The sequence below is a fragment of the Streptomyces sp. NPDC101191 genome (assembly GCF_044767915.1).
Classification (GTDB): Bacteria; Actinomycetota; Actinomycetes; order Streptomycetales; family Streptomycetaceae; genus Streptomyces.
The window spans coordinates 463505-480472 of sequence record NZ_JBIWOU010000006.1; the positions used below are offsets into that span (position 1 = coordinate 463505).

General features: G+C 73.0%; 9 protein-coding genes and 1 pseudogene. 6 read left to right on the plus strand and 4 right to left on the minus strand.

Translation table 11 applies throughout. The features are described 5' to 3' along the window. Positions 1 to 12: 12 nt before the first annotated feature. Positions 13 to 2301: an FdhF/YdeP family oxidoreductase gene (locus tag ACIRQF_RS25155; RefSeq protein WP_404095200.1), complete on the minus strand. Its 2289-nt coding sequence runs from the start codon at positions 2299 to 2301 to the stop codon at positions 13 to 15. 393 nt (positions 2302 to 2694) lie between these two features. Here ACIRQF_RS25155 and polA point away from each other — a divergent pair, with 393 nt between their 5' ends. Together polA and ACIRQF_RS25165 are read left to right on the plus strand one after the other, a co-directional pair. Beyond that, positions 2695 to 5415: a DNA polymerase I gene (gene polA / locus ACIRQF_RS25160; RefSeq protein WP_404095203.1), complete on the plus strand. Its 2721-nt coding sequence runs from the start codon at positions 2695 to 2697 to the stop codon at positions 5413 to 5415. Positions 5416 to 6887: 1472 nt separating this feature from the next. After that, positions 6888 to 7244: pseudogene (locus ACIRQF_RS25165) on the plus strand (serine hydrolase); the annotation flags it as partial. 133 nt (positions 7245 to 7377) lie between these two features. Here ACIRQF_RS25165 and ACIRQF_RS25170 read toward each other — a convergent pair. Beyond that, entirely contained in the window at positions 7378 to 8283 is a 906-nt protein-coding gene (locus ACIRQF_RS25170) for a DUF4184 family protein (RefSeq protein ID WP_404095205.1), read from the minus strand. Positions 8284 to 8483: 200 nt separating this feature from the next. Here ACIRQF_RS25170 and ACIRQF_RS25175 point away from each other — a divergent pair, with 200 nt between their 5' ends. The 3 genes from ACIRQF_RS25175 to ACIRQF_RS25185 all read left to right on the plus strand — a co-directional run bounded on the left by ACIRQF_RS25175 (position 8484) and on the right by ACIRQF_RS25185 (position 11530). Then, on the plus strand, positions 8484 to 10223 hold the full coding sequence (locus ACIRQF_RS25175) for a lytic transglycosylase domain-containing protein (protein ID WP_404095208.1): 1740 nt from the start codon (positions 8484 to 8486) through the stop codon (positions 10221 to 10223). Positions 10224 to 10382: 159 nt separating this feature from the next. After that, complete coding sequence (locus tag ACIRQF_RS25180; protein WP_376629590.1) at positions 10383 to 10523, plus strand: SPW_0924 family protein; 141 nt, start codon at positions 10383 to 10385, stop codon at positions 10521 to 10523. 11 nt (positions 10524 to 10534) lie between these two features. Next, the gene (locus ACIRQF_RS25185) at positions 10535 to 11530 is read left to right on the plus strand and encodes a DUF3068 domain-containing protein (protein WP_404095213.1); all 996 of its coding nucleotides are present in this window, start codon (positions 10535 to 10537) and stop codon (positions 11528 to 11530) included. Here ACIRQF_RS25185 and hrpB read toward each other — a convergent pair. Next, a complete protein-coding gene (hrpB, locus tag ACIRQF_RS25190) occupies positions 11514 to 14072 on the minus strand; it encodes an ATP-dependent helicase HrpB (protein ID WP_404095215.1) in 2559 nt (852 codons plus the stop codon). The genes ACIRQF_RS25185 and hrpB overlap by 17 nt on opposite strands. 115 nt (positions 14073 to 14187) lie before the next feature. Further along, the gene (locus ACIRQF_RS25195; protein WP_382483026.1) at positions 14188 to 15021 is read right to left on the minus strand and encodes a class I SAM-dependent methyltransferase; all 834 of its coding nucleotides are present in this window, start codon (positions 15019 to 15021) and stop codon (positions 14188 to 14190) included. Between the two features lie 360 nt (positions 15022 to 15381). On the opposite strand from ACIRQF_RS25195, the gene rpsA reads away from it, so the two are divergent. After that, positions 15382 to 16884 carry a 30S ribosomal protein S1 gene (gene rpsA / locus ACIRQF_RS25200; protein ID WP_019885395.1) on the plus strand — a complete coding sequence of 501 codons (1503 nt, stop codon included), beginning with the start codon at positions 15382 to 15384 and terminating at the stop codon, positions 16882 to 16884. Positions 16885 to 16968: the final 84 nt, after the last annotated feature.

A 16968-nucleotide genomic window follows, 5' to 3' on the forward strand; every position in this document is an offset into this window, starting at 1 on the left:
CTGAGCAAGCGCTTAGGCGGACGGCTTCGGGGATTCTTCCAGACGCACGATCACGGACTTGCTGGCGGGGGTGTTGCTGACGTCGGCCGTCGACTCCAGCGGCACCAGCACGTTCGTCTCCGGGTAGTACGCCGCCGCGCAGCCCCGGGCCGTCGGATAGTGCACCACCCGGAAACCGGGCGCCCGGCGCTCGCTGCCGTCGGTCCACTCGCTCACCAGATCCGCGTACGCCCCGTCCGCGAAGCCCAGCGCCGCCGCGTCCTCCGGGTGCACCAGGACCACGCGGCGCCCGCCGGTGATGCCCCGGTAGCGGTCGTCGAGTCCGTAGATCGTGGTGTTGTACTGGTCGTGCGACCGCAGCGTCTGCAGCAGCAGCCGCCCCTCCGGGACCTTCGGGAACTCGACCGGCGCCGCCGTGAAGTTCGCCTTCCCCGTCGCCGTCGGGAACCGGCGCTCGTCCCGCGGCGCGTGCGGCAGCGCGAAACCGCCCGGACTGGCCGCGAGCCGCGCGTTGAAGTCCTCGAAGCCGGGGACCACCCGCGCGATGCGGTCGCGGATCACCGCGTAGTCCGCCTCGAAGTCCTCCCAGGGCGTGGCCGAACCCGCGCCCAGCACGGCCCGCGCCATCCGCGCCACGATCGCCGGCTCGGACAGCAGCTGCGGGCCCGCTGGCGGCAGGTTGCCGCGCGAGGCGTGCACGAGACCCATGGAGTCCTCGACCGTCACGAACTGCTTGCCGCTCTTCTGCACGTCCTTGTCCGTGCGCCCGAGCGTCGGCAGGATCAGCGCGCGCGTACCGGTGACCGCGTGCGAGCGGTTCAGCTTCGTCGACACGTGCACCGTCAGGCGCGCGTTGCGCATCGCCGCCTCGGTCACGTCGGTGTCCGGGGTCGCGCCCACGAAGTTGCCGCCCATGGCGAAGAACACCTTGGCCTCGCCGTCGCGGAGCGCCTCGATCGACCGCACCACGTCGAAGCCGTGATGGCGCGGCGAGGTGATCCCGAACTCCTTGTCCAGGGCGTCCAGGAAGGCCGCCGCGGGCCGCTCGAAGATCCCCATCGTCCGGTCGCCCTGCACGTTGGAGTGCCCGCGCACCGGGCACACCCCGGCGCCCGGCCGGCCGATGTTGCCGCGCAGCAGCAGGAAGTTGACCACCTCGCGGATGGTCGGCACCGAGTGCTTGTGCTGGGTGAGGCCCATCGCCCAGCACACGATGGTCCGCCGCGAGGCGAGCACCATCTCCAGGGCACGCTCGATCTCCGCCCGGGAAAGACCGGTCGCGGCGAGCGTCTCGTCCCAGTCCGCCGCCTTCGCCGCCGCCGCGAACTCCTCGTACCCGTGGGTGTGCGCCCCGACGAACTCCTCGTCGACCGCCCCCGGCGTCTCCAGCACCAGCTTGTTGAGCAGCCGGAACAGCGCCTGGTCGCCGCCGATCCGGATCTGCAGGAAGAGATCGGTGAGCGCGGCGCCCTTGAGCATGCCCTGCGGCGTCTGCGGATTCTTGAACCGCTCCAGGCCCGCCTCCGGCAGCGGGTTCACCGAGATGATCCGCGCCCCGGCCGCCTTCGCCTTCTCCAGGGCCGAGAGCATCCGCGGGTGGTTCGTCCCCGGATTCTGTCCGGCGACCACGATCAGGTCGGCCTGGTGCAGGTCCTCCAGGGAGACGCTGCCCTTGCCGATGCCGATCGTCTCGTTGAGCGCCGAGCCCGAGGACTCGTGGCACATGTTGGAGCAGTCCGGCAGGTTGTTCGTACCGAACTCGCGGGCGAACAGCTGGAGCAGGAACGCCGCCTCGTTGCTGGTCCGGCCCGAGGTGTAGAACAGCGCCTCGTCGGGGGAGGAGAGCGCGGTCAGCTCCTCCGCGATGATCGCGAACGCCCGCTCCCAGGACACCGCCTCGTAGCGGTCGGCGCCCTCGGGGAGGTACATCGGGTGCGTGATCCGGCCCTGCTGGCCCAGCCAGTAGCCACTGCGGCTCGCCAGGTCCGCCACCGGGTGCGCGGCGAAGAAGTCCGGCGTGACCCGGCGCAGCGTCGCCTCCTCGGCGACCGCCTTCGCCCCGTTCTCGCAGAACTCCGCCACATGCCGCTTGTCGCCCTCCGGCCAGGCGCAGCCGGGACAGTCGAAGCCGTCCTTCTGGTTGACCTTGAGCAGGGTCCGCGCGGTCCGCCGCACGCCCATCTGCGCCTGGGCGATCCTCAGCGTGTGCCCGATGGCGGGCAGCCCGGCGGCCGCGTGCTGCGGCGCCGCCACCTGCGGCGCGTCCTGAACCGGGTCGCCGACCGGCGGCTTGCTGACCATCGCGCTCTCCCTTGAGCGGTGAAGACCTCGTACGCCTCCGATCCTGTCACGCCCCACCGACAACGGGCCACGCACGGTCGGTCGACCACGCGAGCGCGCTACGTCAACGTGCGGGCACGGTCGGACACGGTCGACGGGGGGCGGGGTGAGGGGAGGTGTCAGAGGGGGCTGGAGGGGAGTGGACGGGCCTGGCGGCGGGGGCGGGAGGGGAGTGGACGGGCCCGGCGGCGGGGGCGGAAGGCGAGCGGGCCGGGTGGAGGGAGCAGGAGGGGAGCGGGCCGGGCGGAGGCGGCGGGAAGGGAGCGGGTCGGGCGGAGGCCGCAGGAGGAGAGCGGGTCGGGCGGGGGAAGAGGAGTGGACGGGAATGTCGGTGGCGCGTGGCAGGATCGTCCCGTGGCCGAGACAGCAGCGAAGAAGACCGATATGACCGAAGAGAACCGTCCGCGCCTGCTCCTCATGGACGGGCACTCCCTGGCGTACCGGGCGTTCTTCGCGCTCCCCGCGGAGAACTTCACCACCGCGCTGGGGCAGCCGACGAACGCGATCTACGGATTCGCGTCCATGCTGGCGAACACGCTCCGCGACGAGGCGCCCACGCACTTCGCCGTCGCGTTCGACGTGTCCCGCAAGACCTGGCGCTCCGACGAGTTCCCCGAGTACAAGGCGAACCGCTCCAAGACCCCCGACGAGTTCAAGGGGCAGGTCGAGCTGATCGGCGAGCTGCTCGACGCCATGCACGCCCCGCGCTTCGCGATCGAGGGATTCGAGGCGGACGACGTCATCGCCACCCTCGCCACCCAGGCCGAGGCCGCGGGCTTCGAGGTGCTCATCGTCACCGGCGACCGCGACTCCTTCCAGCTGGTCACCGACCACACCACGGTGCTCTACCCCACCAAGGGCGTCTCCGAGCTGACCCGCTTCACCCCGGAGAAGGTCCAGGAGAAGTACGGTCTCTCGCCCTCCCAGTACCCGGACTTCGCCGCCCTGCGCGGCGACCCGTCGGACAACCTGCCCGGCATCCCCGGCGTCGGCGAGAAGACCGCCGCGAAGTGGATCAACCAGTTCGGCTCCCTCGCCGAGCTGGTGGAGCGCGCCGAGGAGATCAAGGGCAAGGCGGGACAGAACTTCCGCGATCATCTCGAGTCGGTGAAGCTCAACCGCCGCCTCACCGAGATGGTCCGCGACGTCGAGCTGCCCAGGACGGTCCAGGACCTGGCCCGCGAGCCCTACGACCGCACGGCCGTCGCGCTCGTCCTCGACACCCTGGAGATCCGCAACCCGTCGCTGCGCGAGCGGCTCCTCGCCGTCGACCCCGGCGCCGCCGAGGAGGTCGCGCCCGCCCCGGCGCCCGGCGTCGAGCTCGACTTCACCGTCCTCGGCTCGGGTGAGCTCGCCGGCTGGCTCGCCGAGCACGCCGGACAGCCGCTCGGCGTGGCCACGGTCGACAGCTGGGCCCTCGGCACCGGCAGCGTCGCGGAGATCGCGCTCGCCTCGGGCGACGGCGCCGCCGCGTGGTTCGACCCGTCGCAGCTCGACGAGGCCGACGAGAAGGCCTGGGCCGAGTGGATCGCCGACCCGGCCCGCCCCAAGGTCATGCACAACGCCAAGGGTGCGATGCGGGTCTTCCCCGAGCACGGCTGGAGCGTCGCCGGCGTCACCATGGACACCGCGCTCGCCGCGTACCTGGTCAAGCCCGGCCGCCGCTCCTTCGCCCTGGACGCGCTCTCCGTCGAGTACCTCGGCCGCGAGCTCGCCCCCGCGGCGGCCACCGACGGTCAGCTCGCCTTCGGCGCCGACGACACCGCCGAGGCCGAGGCCCTGATGTCGCAGGCCCGGGCCGTGCTCGACCTCGGCACCGCCTTCGAGGAGAAGCTGGCGGAGGTCGGCGCCAAGGAGCTGCTCCACGAGGTCGAGCTGCCGACCTCGGCCCTCCTCGCCCGTCTGGAGCGCCACGGCATCGCGGCCGACCGGGACCACCTGGAGGCCCTGGAGCAGCAGTTCGCCGGTGCGGTGCAGCAGGCGGTGAAGGAGGCGCACGCCTCCGTCGGCCACGAGTTCAACCTGGGCTCGCCCAAGCAGCTCCAGGAGGTCTTCTTCGGCGAGCTCAACCTGCCCAAGACGAAGAAGACGAAGACCGGCTACACCACGGACGCCGACGCGCTCGCCTGGCTGGCCGGCCAGACCGAGCACGAGCTCCCGGTGATCATGCTCCGCCACCGCGAGCAGGCGCGTCTGCGCTCCACCGTCGAAGGCCTGATCAAGACGGTCGCGGCGGACGGGCGGATCCACACCACCTTCAGCCAGACCGTGGCCGCCACCGGCCGCCTCTCCTCGACCGACCCCAACCTGCAGAACGTGCCGGTGCGCACGGACGAGGGCCGCGCGATCCGGCACGGCTTCGTCGTCGGCGAGGGCTTCGAGGCCCTGATGACCGCCGACTACAGCCAGATCGAGCTGCGCGTGATGGCCCACCTCTCCGAGGACGAGGGCCTCATCGAGGCCTTCACCTCCGGCGAGGACCTGCACACCACGGTCGCCTCGCAGGTGTTCGGCGTGGAGCGGTCCGCCGTCGACGCGGAGATGCGCCGCAAGATCAAGGCCATGTCGTACGGTCTGGCCTACGGCCTCTCCGCCTTCGGCCTCTCGCAGCAGCTGAACATCGACCCGGCCGAGGCCCGCGGTCTGATGGACACCTACTTCGAGCGCTTCGGCGGGGTGCGGGACTACCTGCGCCGGGTCGTCGACGAGGCCCGCGCCACCGGCTACACCGAGACCATGCTCGGCCGTCGCCGCTACCTGCCGGACCTCAACAGCGACAACCGCCAGCGCCGCGAGGCGGCCGAGCGGATGGCCCTCAACGCCCCGATCCAGGGCACCGCGGCGGACATCGTCAAGGTCGCCATGCTCGGCGTCGACCGCGCCCTGACCGAGGCCGGCCTCGCGTCCCGGATGCTCCTTCAGGTCCACGACGAAATCGTCCTGGAGCTCGCCCCCGGCGAGCGCGACCAGGTCGAAGCCCTCCTCCGCGAACAGATGGCCAACGCCGCCGCCCTCCGAGCGCCTCTGGACGTCTCGGTCGGCGTAGGCCCCAACTGGGACTCGGCCGCCCACTGACCGAGGCTCCTCAGGCCCCCTCTCCCCAGGCACCCCTGCACGGCCGGGCCGCGGTCCCCCCGCGCCTCGGTCGTGCCGGCCCCGGTCCCACCGGGCCCGCCGACCAGGGGCCAGGGCCGTCGGCCCGGCCCCGGGCCTCGGCTCCGCAAGGCTGCCTCCCTACGGGCAGCAGCCCCATAGGAGCCCCGGCCACACTGGGAGCCCCGCCACACCGGGAGCCCCGGCCGCACCGGGAGCCCCGGCCGTGCGGGGCTTTGGCGGTGCGGGGCTCTGGCGGTGCCGGGCTCTGGCCGTGCCGGGCCCTGGCGGTGCCGAGCTCTGGCGGTGCGGGGTTCTGGCCGTCCCGGTCCCCAGCGGTGCGGGGCTCTGGCGGTGCCGGGCTTTGGCCGTGCCGGGCCCTGGCGGTGCCGGGGCCCGGCCCCACAGGTCCTCCGAAGAACCGGGTCTTGTGGTGGCTGGGCCGGGCGCCGGTTTGCGGGCGGACACCGCCCCCCGGCGTGGGCGGCCCCGAGCCGGGGCCCAGCAGGGGGCGCGGCCATGCCGCACACCTCCCGCGCGGGCCCTCGTCACCTCCGCCCGCCCACCCCCGTGGGACCTCCGCCTGGCCACCTCGGTGGGGCTTCCGCCCTGCCCACCGCCGTAGGGGTCGCTCCGTACGGGCCGGCTGCGCGCCTGACTCCGTGTGGGGAATCGTCCTGCCCCGGACCCAGTCCGGAGGCCCCAGGCGGGACGGGTGGGCGCACGGACCGTGCCTCTGCACCGCTCGCCGCCCCCGTTCCGCCCGTACCCACCACGCCGCCGTTCCCGGCCGAGCCTCCGGTCGATCAGACTCCGCGCCGCTTGGGCCGGTTGGACCAGTGGCGGGGCGCCGGGCGGCCGGGCGTCCCGAGACTGGCCCCATGCCCGTGATCACGACCCGCCGCCCCCGGCTACGCGCCCTGGCCCTCACCGGCGCCCTCCTCGGCACCCTTGGCGCCACCGGCGCGGCGGCCCCGCCCCGTACGGCCGCAACGGCCCCGCTCCCCGCACCTGCGGCGGCCCGTACCGCCCCGCTCAGGGCGGTCACCGAGGCCCAGGCGACGGCTGTGGCCGGGCCGACCACCGAGGTCAAGGTGACCGCCATGGCCGGGCCGACCACCGAGGCCGAGCCGACCGCCGAAGCCTGGCCGACCCCCCTGGCCCGGGCTGCCACCACGGTCACGGCGACCGCCCCCGCCCTCTGCACCTCGCCCCGCGACCCCACCCTGGCCGCCCGCCTTTCCGCGGACATCCGAGCCGCCCTCAAGGGCCGCGACAGCACCGTCTCCCTCGCGGTGCACGACCCCCGTCGGGGACTGCGCTGCGCCCTCTCCGACCGGCGTCCCCACGACTCCGCCAGCATCGCGAAGGTGCTGATCATGCAAGCCGTGCTCGGCCGGGCCGAGGAACTCGGCCGCGCGCCCACCCGCCAGGAGTCCCAGCGCCTCGAAGCGATGATCACCCGCTCGGACAACAAGGCCGCGACCGGGCTGTGGTCCGGCCTCTCCCGCGCCCGGCTGCGCCGCGTCCTGCGTGAGGCCGGCGCCACCGACACCGTCCTCGGCCACGACCTGTACTGGGGCCTGACCGCCACCACCGCCCGTGACCAGCTCGCCCTGCTGGCCGCAGTCGCCCGCCGTCCCGCCGCCCTCGACCTCATGGGCCGGGTGGTCCGCGGGCAGGCCTGGGGCGTGACCGCGGGCGCCCCGCGCGGTGCCAAGGTGCACCTCAAGAACGGCTGGCTGCCCCGCGCCACCCACGGCTGGCGGGTCCACAGCCTCGGCATCGTCCGTGGCGGCGGCCGCGACTACCGGCTCGCGCTCCTCAGCCACGACAACGACACCATGCACTACGGCGTGCGCACCCTGGAGCGGATCGCGCTCGTCGTCCACCGGCGCCTGGGCGGCGGCACGTCCTCGCGCGACTTCACCCCCGTCGAGGGCATCAGCGAGGTCCCGGACGGGAGCGTTCCGGCGCCCGCCGCGCAGCCGGCCCCTCCGAGCGGCCGCCCGGCTCACGGCCCCCCTCCGCGCGCACTTCCGGCCGCGCCGACCACAGCCGTGCCCGCAGCCCGGCCCCGTACAGCACCACCCCGAGGAACAGGCCCGCACCCGCTCCGAAACAGAACGTCGGAATGATGTCCAAGGGCGTGTCGATCCGGCCCCAGTACGCGTACCAGCGCAGCACGCGATGGGCCGCGCCGGCCAGGACGCAGGCCCCGACCACCGCCGCCGCGAGCCGCAGTCCGCGCCGGTCGAGGACCGGGACCGCGGCCGGCAGCGGTGTGTCCGCCGGCACCGCGCGCAGCGCACGTACCGTGCACCACGCGAGCAGGATCAGGGCCAGCGCCGAGCCCCCGTACTGCGCGTACAGATAGACGGGAAGGCCTCCCACCACCTCGCTCAGGACCGGGACCAGCCGTGTGCCCCACCGGTCGAGGTGGGTGAAGGCGTCCCACACGACGTGCGTCGTCGCCCCGATCGCCGCCGAGACGCCGAACCAGGCGCCGAGCGCCGCCGGGTGGCGCTCGCGCCACGGCCGTCCGCGGACGATCGCGTACACCCGGCCGCGCCACCGTCGCGGCAGCAGCGCCACCAGAGGCTCACGCACCAGCAGCCACAGTCCCACCATGGCGGCCGTGATGAGCATGTCGACGGTGACGACCCCGAGGAAGGAGTGCGTGACGTTCCCGAAGAACATCGCGTCGGGGACGGCCGTCGCCGCGAAGTACGTCATGTCGGGGGAGAAGGAACCGGCGACCAGCGCCGACGCCACCAGCGGGCCGCGGGCCGTCCCGTTCCGGCGAATGCCCGGCAGGACCGCGGCGGCATGGCTGAGCGTGAACGGCACGAATCTCCCCCTCGTCCGATGTGCCCGGAGTGCGTTCAGTATTCAGGACCGACGAGCCTGGAACGGCCGGACGGCCAAGTGGTGACGAAACCGTGAAACACGGTCAGGGGCCGGTGTCGGGGTGACGCGAGTTGGCATAGGGTCAGCAGTCGGACTCGCGCGGGGAGCGCGGAGGCGGGACACGGGGAGGGACCACACGTATGGCAGCGCACTTGGGCCGTCGGCTGCGCAGGGGAGCCACCAGCGGCGCGGTGGTGGCCGCGGCCGTCGCGGCGCTCGCCGCCTCGCAGGCACCGGGCACGCCGCCGCCCGCGGACAACGCGAGCGGTGACCTGCCGGTCGGCGCCGGTGACACGACCACGCCCCCGGACGGCTCGGCCTCCGGTGACACGCCGTACTACACCGACCTGCCCCCGCTGAACACCCCCAACAAGCCGGGTGCTCCCGCCACTCTGCCCATCATCACCGGCCCCGCGCAGGCCGGTATACCCGCGACCGTCCTCGCCGCCTATCAGCGTGCCGAGCAGTCGATACGCTCCACCGACCCCGCCTGCAACCTGCCGTGGCAGCTCCTCGCGGGCATCGGCAAGGTCGAGTCCGGGCAGGCCCGCGGCGGTGCGGTCGACGCCAACGGCACCACGACCTCCCCGATCCTCGGCCCGGTCCTCAACGGTGTCGGCTTCGCCAACATCTCGGACACCGACAAGGGCGCCTACGACGGCGACGCCGTGCACGACCGCGCGATAGGCCCGATGCAGTTCATCCCGTCCACCTGGGCCACCTGGGGCCAGGACGCCAACGGCGACGGGAAGAAGGACCCGAACAACATCTACGACGCGGCCCAGGCCGCCGGTCTCTACCTCTGCGCCAACGACCGCAACCTCGCGGTCAAGGCCGACCTGGACCGGGCGATCCTCAGCTACAACCGCTCGACGGAGTACCTGAACACCGTCCTCTCCTGGTTCGAGTACTACAAGCGCGGCTCCCACCAGGTGCCCGACGGCACGGGTGTGCTGCCCGGCGACCGCAGCGACAACCGGGGCGTCACGCCCGGCCGGACGACCCCGTCCCCGACCGCCCCCGTGAAGCCGGTCCCGACGCCGAAGCCCACCACCCCGGCCAAGCCCAAGCCGACGCCGACCACCCCGCCCGTCACAGACCCGGCGGCCAAGGTCGTACGGATCAGCAGCGCCACCTCCGGCACCCTCACCGCCACCGCGGGCCGCACCTTCGCGGACCGGCTCACGGTCCAGGCGCTCGACCGGGCGGGCAAGCCGGTCACCGGAGTCCAGGTGCGCTACCGGATCGAGGGCGACACCGACACCCGCTTCGCCGTCGGCGCCCGCGAGGTCACCGCCGTCACGGCGAGCACCGGCAAGGCCGCCGCGCCGACCCTCAGGGCCGGCGAGCGGACCGGCGCCTTCAAGGTGACCGCCACCGTGGTCGGCCGCAGCCTGACCGCGGTGTCCTTCACCGTGAACGTCACCGAGCGCGCCGCCGACTCGCTCACCCGCCTCGACGCCAAGGACCTCGCGGCCACCACCGGCGGCGACTTCGCCGACGAGGTGCGGGTCAAGGCCACCGACGGTGGGGCTGTCGCCTCCGGCGTGGCCGTCACCGCCACCTTCGTCACCTCGGCTGGCGACCCGAAGCCCGCCACCGACGGCCCCTTCTTCAAGGCCGCGGACGGCACCGCGGTCCGCACCCTCACGCTGACGACGGGCGCCGACGGACTTCTCGTCCTGCCGAAGATCTTCGCGGGCGACCAGGCCGGCACCTTCACGCTGCGGTTGGCGGCTCCCGGCGGCGGCACGGTGACCGTGGAGCTGAAGGTCACCGCCCCGGAGCCGGAGCCGACCCCGACGCCCTCCCCGTCCGGATCGACCTCACCGGACCCGTCGCCGTCCGCCTCCACGCCGGCGGCCACGCCCTCCGCCTGACGCCGCCCCTTCGGCGACCACCCGCCGCCCCCGTGTCCCTCCGGACCGGGGGCGGCGGTGTGTGTTCTGAGTGCAACGTGTTCTCATCTCGCGGTCGCGTTGCTACGGTGCCCCCCGCCCTGACGACGTATCAGATCCAGCCGCACCGGGAGGCCGGCCATGCGCGCCCTTGTCGCCGCCGTCATCGGACTCGTCCCCGTCCTCCTCTTCGTCCTGCTCGTCTCCCTGGTCGATCTGCCGCCGGACGGACCCACCTCGCCCAAGCCCCTGCTGACCGCCGACCCCGGCCCCAAGAAGTGAGGGGCCGAGCGATGCGCCGCCGAGCCAGCCTCGTCCTGCTCGCCTTCGCCGTCTTCTTCGCCGCGATGGCCCCCACCCTGCGCTGGTACGCCTTCCCGCGCCTCGCGAAGATCCCGCCGAACCAGTACCAGGAGACCGTCCTGGAGGCGAAGCCGGCCACCCTGCTCAACTACTCCACGCTCAAGTCCGAGAGGGTCGACAAGATCACGATCGTCCAGACCCTCAAGGGCAACGTGGAGGAGTCGAAGAGGATCGAGGCGGACGCCGGCCGCGACGTCGTCGTCTGGGACTCCCTCTCCTACGTCCTCGGTCCCGACGGAAAGATGGTCTCCAAGATCCCCGAGCGCTACATCTTCGACGCCCACACCCAGGAGCCGGTCCACGCCACCGGCGAGCAGGTCGACGGTGACCCGGTCCGGCGCGAGGGCATCGAGTTCAAGTGGCCCTTCCTCACCGAGAAGCGGGACTACCAGTACTTCGACGCCCAGACCCGCACATCCGCCCCCATCCACTACAAGGGCACCCGCACCTTCCGCGGACTGGACGTCTACTACTTCGAGCAGACCGTCCCCTGGACCAAGGTGCCCATGCCCAAGACGATGCCCGTCCAGGGCATCACCCCCGACGTACTCGCCAAGACCGGCCTCACCCGCTGGTACACGACCAAGCGCATGTTCTGGGTCGACCCCGTCACCGGCGCCCCCGTCAACGGCGAGGAGATCCACAAGGAGGAGCTCCGCAACGCCCGCGCCCTCATGGGCCAGGACACCGTCACCGTCTTCGCGGGCCACGTGAAGATGCGCGAGGACTACATCGCCTACGTCGTCGACCTGGTCCGGAGCAACCGTCTGATGGTGCTGATGCTCGTCTCCTACCTCCCCTGGACGTTCACCGTCCTCGCCCTCCTCCTGCTCGCCCTCTCCCTCTGGCTCGAAGCCCGCTCCCGCCGTCCCGCACCCGAGCCCGGCCCGGCGGCCGGTCCGGCCCCGGTCACCGCTCCTGCCTGAGCCGGGCGCTGGTGTACCGGGTGGGCTCCGCCGCCGACGGGTCCTCCGGCCACGGGTGCCGGGGATAGCGCCCGCGCAGCTCCGCCCGCACCGCGCGATACCCGTCCCGCCAGAACGAGGCCAGGTCGGAGGTCACGGCGGCGGGCCGCCCGGCGGGGGAGAGCAGGTGCACCAGGACCGGCACGCCCGCCACCCGGGGCGTCTCGGCGAGCCCGAACATCTCCTGGAGCTTCACCGCGAGCACCGGTCGCTCCCCTTCGTACTCCACCCGTATCCGCGATCCGCTCGGCACCTCGATCCGCTCCGGCGCCAGCTCGTCGAGCCGCCCCGCCTCGCCCGTCGCCCACGGCAGCAACCGCCGCAGCCCCTCGCCGGCGTCGATCCGGCCGAGATCGGCACGCCGCCGCGCCCGGGACAGCTCCGGCTCCAGCCACTCCTCGGCCCGCCCGAGCAGCGCCTCCTCCGACACGTCCGGCCACGGCTCGCCCAACTCCCGGTGCAGAAAGGCCAGTCGTCGCCGCAGTGCCTCCGCGTCCCGGCTCCACCGCAGCAGCCCCGTGCCCTCCCGGCGCAGCCCGTCGAGCAGCGCCTCCCTGACGAGAGCGGGATCGGCGTCCTCCCGCAGCGGGCGCACCGTGAGCTCCACCGCCCCCAGCCGCTCCACCGACCGGGCCACCACGTCCCCGTCCTCCCAGTGGACCTCCTCGCCCGTGTCCAGCAGATGGCCCGCCGCCCACCGCGCGATCCGCTCGTCCACCACCGCCGCGAGCCGCACCCGTGCCGTGGCACTCTGCGCCGTGCGGTCCGCCACCGCCACGGCCAGCCACCGGCCGGCCGCCCCGAGCCGCGAACCCTCGGCGAGCCGGGCCCCGGTACCGGACACCATCAGATAGCCGCCCTGCTCCCGGGCCCGTGCCACCCGCTCCGGGAAGGCGAGCGCCGTCACCAGACCGGCCACCGCGTCGTCCCCGGCCGTTCCTTCCCGCGTGCGACTGCCCGCCCCGGTACCGCCGTCCCCGGCCGACCGCTCCAGCCGCCGCACCTCCGCCTTCCAGCGCGCCGCGTACCCGTCGCCGCCCCGGCGTGCCTCGCGCCAGGCCGCCGCCAGATCGTCCCCGTACTCCCTCGGCGGCTCCTCGCTCAGCAGCGCCACCACCTCGGCCGCCCGTCGGGTGCCGACCTCGGCGGCGCCGTCGAGGAGCGCCCGGCCGAACCGCGGATGCAGGCCGAGGCGTGACATCCGCATGCCCCGGTCCGTCGCCCGGCCGTCCGCGTCCACGGCGCCGACCGCCGCCAGCACCGCGCGGGCCGCCGCCATCGCCCCGGCCGGCGGCGCGTCCAGGAGCGCCAGCCCGGCCGCCGTCGGATCGCCCCAGCAGGCGGCCCGCAGCGCGAAGTCGGTCAGATCGGCGACCTTGATCTCGGGGGAGGGGAACCGGGCCTGGCGCGCGTCCTCCGCGGCCGACCAGCAGCGGTACACCGTGCCGAAGCCCTCGCGCCCGGCCCGGCCCGTGCGCTGCGTGGCGACCGCGACGGACACCGGGACCGTCGCCAGTGAGCCGAGGCCCCGTGCGTGGTCCATCCGCGGCTCGCGCGCCAGCCCCGAGTCCACGACGATCCGCACGCCCGGCACGGTCAGGCTCGACTCCGCCACCGAGGTCGCCAGGACCACCCGGCGCCGCCCGCCGGGGCCCGCGCCCCGCAGCACCGCGTCCTGGACCGCCGCCGGCGCCCGGCCGTGCAGTTGGAGCACCTCGGCGTCCAGATCCGCGAGCAGCCCGGCCGTCCGCGCGATCTCGCCGGTCCCCGGCAGGAAGCAGAGGAGGTCGCCCTCGTGCCGCTCCAGAGCCTCCCTGACCGTCGCGGCGACGTGGCGCAGCAGTGCGGGATCCACCCAGGTGCCGTGCGCCGGCCGCACTCCGGACGGCGGCGGGGCGAAGTGGATCGCCGAGCCGTGCATCCGGCCCTCGGCCCGGACGACGGGTGCCGGAGCCGCGCCGCCGTCCTGGAGGGTCAGCAGATCGGCCCACGCCTTCGCGTCGCTCGTCGCCGATGCGGCGATGAGCTTCAGCTCCGGCCGCAGTGCCGCCCGCACGTCCACCAGGAACGCCAGGGCCGTGTCCGCGTCCAGATGCCGCTCGTGGCACTCGTCGAGCAGCACCACGTCCACTCCCGCCAGCTCCGGATCGCGCTGGAGCCGCTGGAGCAGGACACCCGTGGTCACCACCTCGACCCGGGTCGCGGGCCCGGTCCGCCGCTCCCCGCGCACCGAGAAGCCGACGGTCCCGCCGACCTCCTCGCCCAGCAGCCATGCCATGCGCCGCGCCGCCGCCCGCACCGCCATCCGGCGCGGCTCGGCCACCAGCACCCGGCGCTCCGGCCCGTCCCCTATAACGCCCGCGAGGGCGAGCGGGACCAGCGTGGTCTTGCCGGTCCCGGGCGGGGCGTGCAGCACCGCCGTGCCGCGTTCCTCGAGCGCGGTCAGCAGCTCGGGGACGGCATGGCGGACGGGAAGACGGTCGAGTGCGTCGTGTCGGATCACACGGCAAGTCTCGTACGCCGGGCCGACCGGGTGCGTCCCGTCGTCCACAGCCCCCACCGATTCATATGACTAAAGGAGGGGGCCGTGGCCGGTCGTGCGGGCCGGCGGGCGTCCGTCAGTCGTCCGTCCGCTCGCAGACGAAGATCGCCGTGCCCGGGATCAGGTTCCCCCGGAGCGGGGACCAGCCGCCCCACTCCTGGCTGTTCCAGGCCGGCCACTCCGGCTCCACCAGGTCGAGCAGCCGGAAGCCGCCGGCCACCACGTCCCGCACCCGGTCCCCGACGGTCCGGTGGTGCTCGACGTAGACCGCCTGCCCGCGCTCGTCCTGCTCGACGTACGGCGTCCGGTCGAAGTAGGAGGCCGCCACCGACAGTCCCTCGGGGCCCGGCTCGTCCGGGAAGGCCCAGCGGATCGGGTGCGTCACCGAGAAGACCCACCGGCCGCCCGGCCGCAGCACCCGGCGCACCTCGCGGAAGACCCGGACCGGATCGGACACGAACGGCACCGCGCCGTACGCGGAGCACGCCAGGTCGAAGGAGCCGTCGCGGAAGGGCAGCGCCCCCGCGTCCGCCTCCACGAGCGGGACGTCGCCGCCGATCCGCAGCGCGTGCTGGAGCTGCCGGTGAGAGAGGTCGAGGGCGACCGGTCGGGCGCCCTGGGCCGCCAGCCAGCGCGAGCACTGCGCCGCGCCCGCGCCGATCTCCAGGACGTCGCGTCCCTTCAGCGAGCCGGCCGGCCCGAGCAGCGCCGCGTCCGCCTCGTCCAGCCCCTCGGGTCCCCAGACGAACCGGTCGTCCCCGAGGAACGCTCCGTGCTCGCTCTGGTACTCGTCGGCGTTCCTGTCCCACCAGCCCCGGCTGGCCCGGCTGCTCTCCGCGTCCCCCGCGTCACGCCGGGTCGCCTCCGCGTCGTCCTCGGGGCCGACTTCCTGTTCGTACTCTTGGTTCATCTCGCCCGTCGATGTAGTTTGCGCTCAGTGCCGCGCGCGGAGATGCGACGCGGTCGTCCGTGCCCAGGATGGCCTGGGACGACACGAGTTGTGCCGGGTATGCGGTGATCCGCCCCGGGTGTGCGCTTCGCGCATTGACCCTGTCCGGCCATCCCCGTATGCTAAAGGTTGCGCTGCGGGCCTGCGCGCCTCAGACGGAGCAGGTCGCGCTCGCATCTGTTGTATGTCCCCTCGGTTTTCGAGGCGCCCCCGTTCTTCGGGTCAGGTGCCTCTTTGGCTGTCCGGCTTCTTCAGCTGCGATACGGGCTCTCGGCGTAGCAGTACCTACGACTTCATGTCCGTACCGGAGCCCTTTCCCACATGACGAGCAGCACCGAGACCACCGCCACCACCCCGCAGGTTGCGGTCAACGACATCGGTAACGAGGAAGCCTTCCTCGCCGCGATCGACGAGACGATCAAGTACTTCAACGACGGCGACATCGTCGACGGCGTCATCGTGAAGGTCGACCGGGACGAGGTCCTGCTCGACATCGGTTACAAGACCGAAGGTGTCATCCCGAGCCGCGAGCTCTCGATCAAGCACGACGTCGACCCGAACGAGGTCGTCAAGGTCGGCGACGAGATCGAGGCCCTGGTTCTCCAGAAGGAGGACAAGGAAGGCCGCCTGATCCTCTCGAAGAAGCGCGCCCAGTACGAGCGCGCCTGGGGCACCATCGAGAAGATCAAGGAAGAGGACGGCATCGTCACCGGTACCGTCATCGAGGTCGTCAAGGGTGGTCTCATCCTCGACATCGGCCTCCGCGGCTTCCTCCCGGCCTCCCTGGTCGAGATGCGTCGCGTCCGCGACCTCCAGCCCTACGTGGGCAAGGAGCTCGAGGCGAAGATCATCGAGCTGGACAAGAACCGCAACAACGTGGTCCTGTCCCGCCGCGCCTGGCTCGAGCAGACCCAGTCCGAGGTTCGCCAGACCTTCCTCACGACCCTCCAGAAGGGTCAGGTCCGTTCGGGCGTCGTGTCCTCGATCGTCAACTTCGGTGCCTTCGTGGACCTGGGTGGCGTCGACGGCCTCGTGCACGTCTCCGAGCTGTCCTGGAAGCACATCGACCACCCGTCCGAGGTTGTCGAGGTCGGCCAGGAGGTCACCGTCGAGGTTCTCGACGTCGACATGGACCGCGAGCGTGTCTCCCTGTCGCTGAAGGCGACCCAGGAGGACCCGTGGCAGCAGTTCGCCCGTACCCACCAGATCGGCCAGGTCGTTCCGGGTAAGGTCACCAAGCTGGTTCCGTTCGGTGCGTTCGTCCGCGTGGACGAGGGCATCGAGGGTCTGGTCCACATCTCCGAGCTGGCCGAGCGCCACGTGGAGATCCCGGAGCAGGTCGTCCAGGTCAACGACGAGATCTTCGTCAAGGTCATCGACATCGACCTCGAGCGTCGTCGCATCAGCCTCTCGCTGAAGCAGGCCAACGAGTCCTTCGGTGCCGACCCGGCCTCGGTCGAGTTCGACCCGACCCTGTACGGCATGGCCGCGTCCTACGACGACCAGGGCAACTACATCTACCCCGAGGGCTTCGACCCCGAGACCAACGACTGGCTCGAGGGCTACGAGACCCAGCGCGAGGCCTGGGAGACCCAGTACGCCGAGGCGCAGCAGCGCTTCGAGCAGCACCAGGCTCAGGTCATCAAGTCCCGCGAGGCCGACGAGGCCGCCGCTGCCGAGGGTGGCGCCGCCGCTCCGGCCGGTGCCCCGGCGGGTGTCTCCGGTGGTTCGTACTCCTCGGAGTCGGACGACAACTCCGGCGCCCTGGCGTCGGACGAGGCCCTGGCTGCCCTCCGCGAGAAGCTGGCCGGCGGCCAGAGCTGAATCCGGCTCTCCGCTGAGCTCCAGTAGCTAGCAGCACCGAGGCCCGTCTCCCTCCGGGGAGACGGGCCTCGGTCGTTTCCGCCT

Excerpts from the sequence above, each read along its gene's own strand:
- ACIRQF_RS25195 (WP_382483026.1), bottom strand. The coding sequence starts at position 15,021 with ATGAACCAAGAGTACGAACAGGAAGTCGGCCCCGAGGACGACGCGGAG.
- ACIRQF_RS25155 (WP_404095200.1), bottom strand. The coding sequence starts at position 2,301 with ATGGTCAGCAAGCCGCCGGTCGGCGACCCGGTTCAGGACGCGCCGCAG.
- ACIRQF_RS25175 (WP_404095208.1), top strand. The coding sequence starts at position 8,484 with ATGGCAGCGCACTTGGGCCGTCGGCTGCGCAGGGGAGCCACCAGCGGC.
- rpsA (WP_019885395.1), top strand. The coding sequence starts at position 15,382 with ATGACGAGCAGCACCGAGACCACCGCCACCACCCCGCAGGTTGCGGTC.
- ACIRQF_RS25180 (WP_376629590.1), top strand. The coding sequence starts at position 10,383 with ATGCGCGCCCTTGTCGCCGCCGTCATCGGACTCGTCCCCGTCCTCCTC.
- ACIRQF_RS25185 (WP_404095213.1), top strand. The coding sequence starts at position 10,535 with ATGCGCCGCCGAGCCAGCCTCGTCCTGCTCGCCTTCGCCGTCTTCTTC.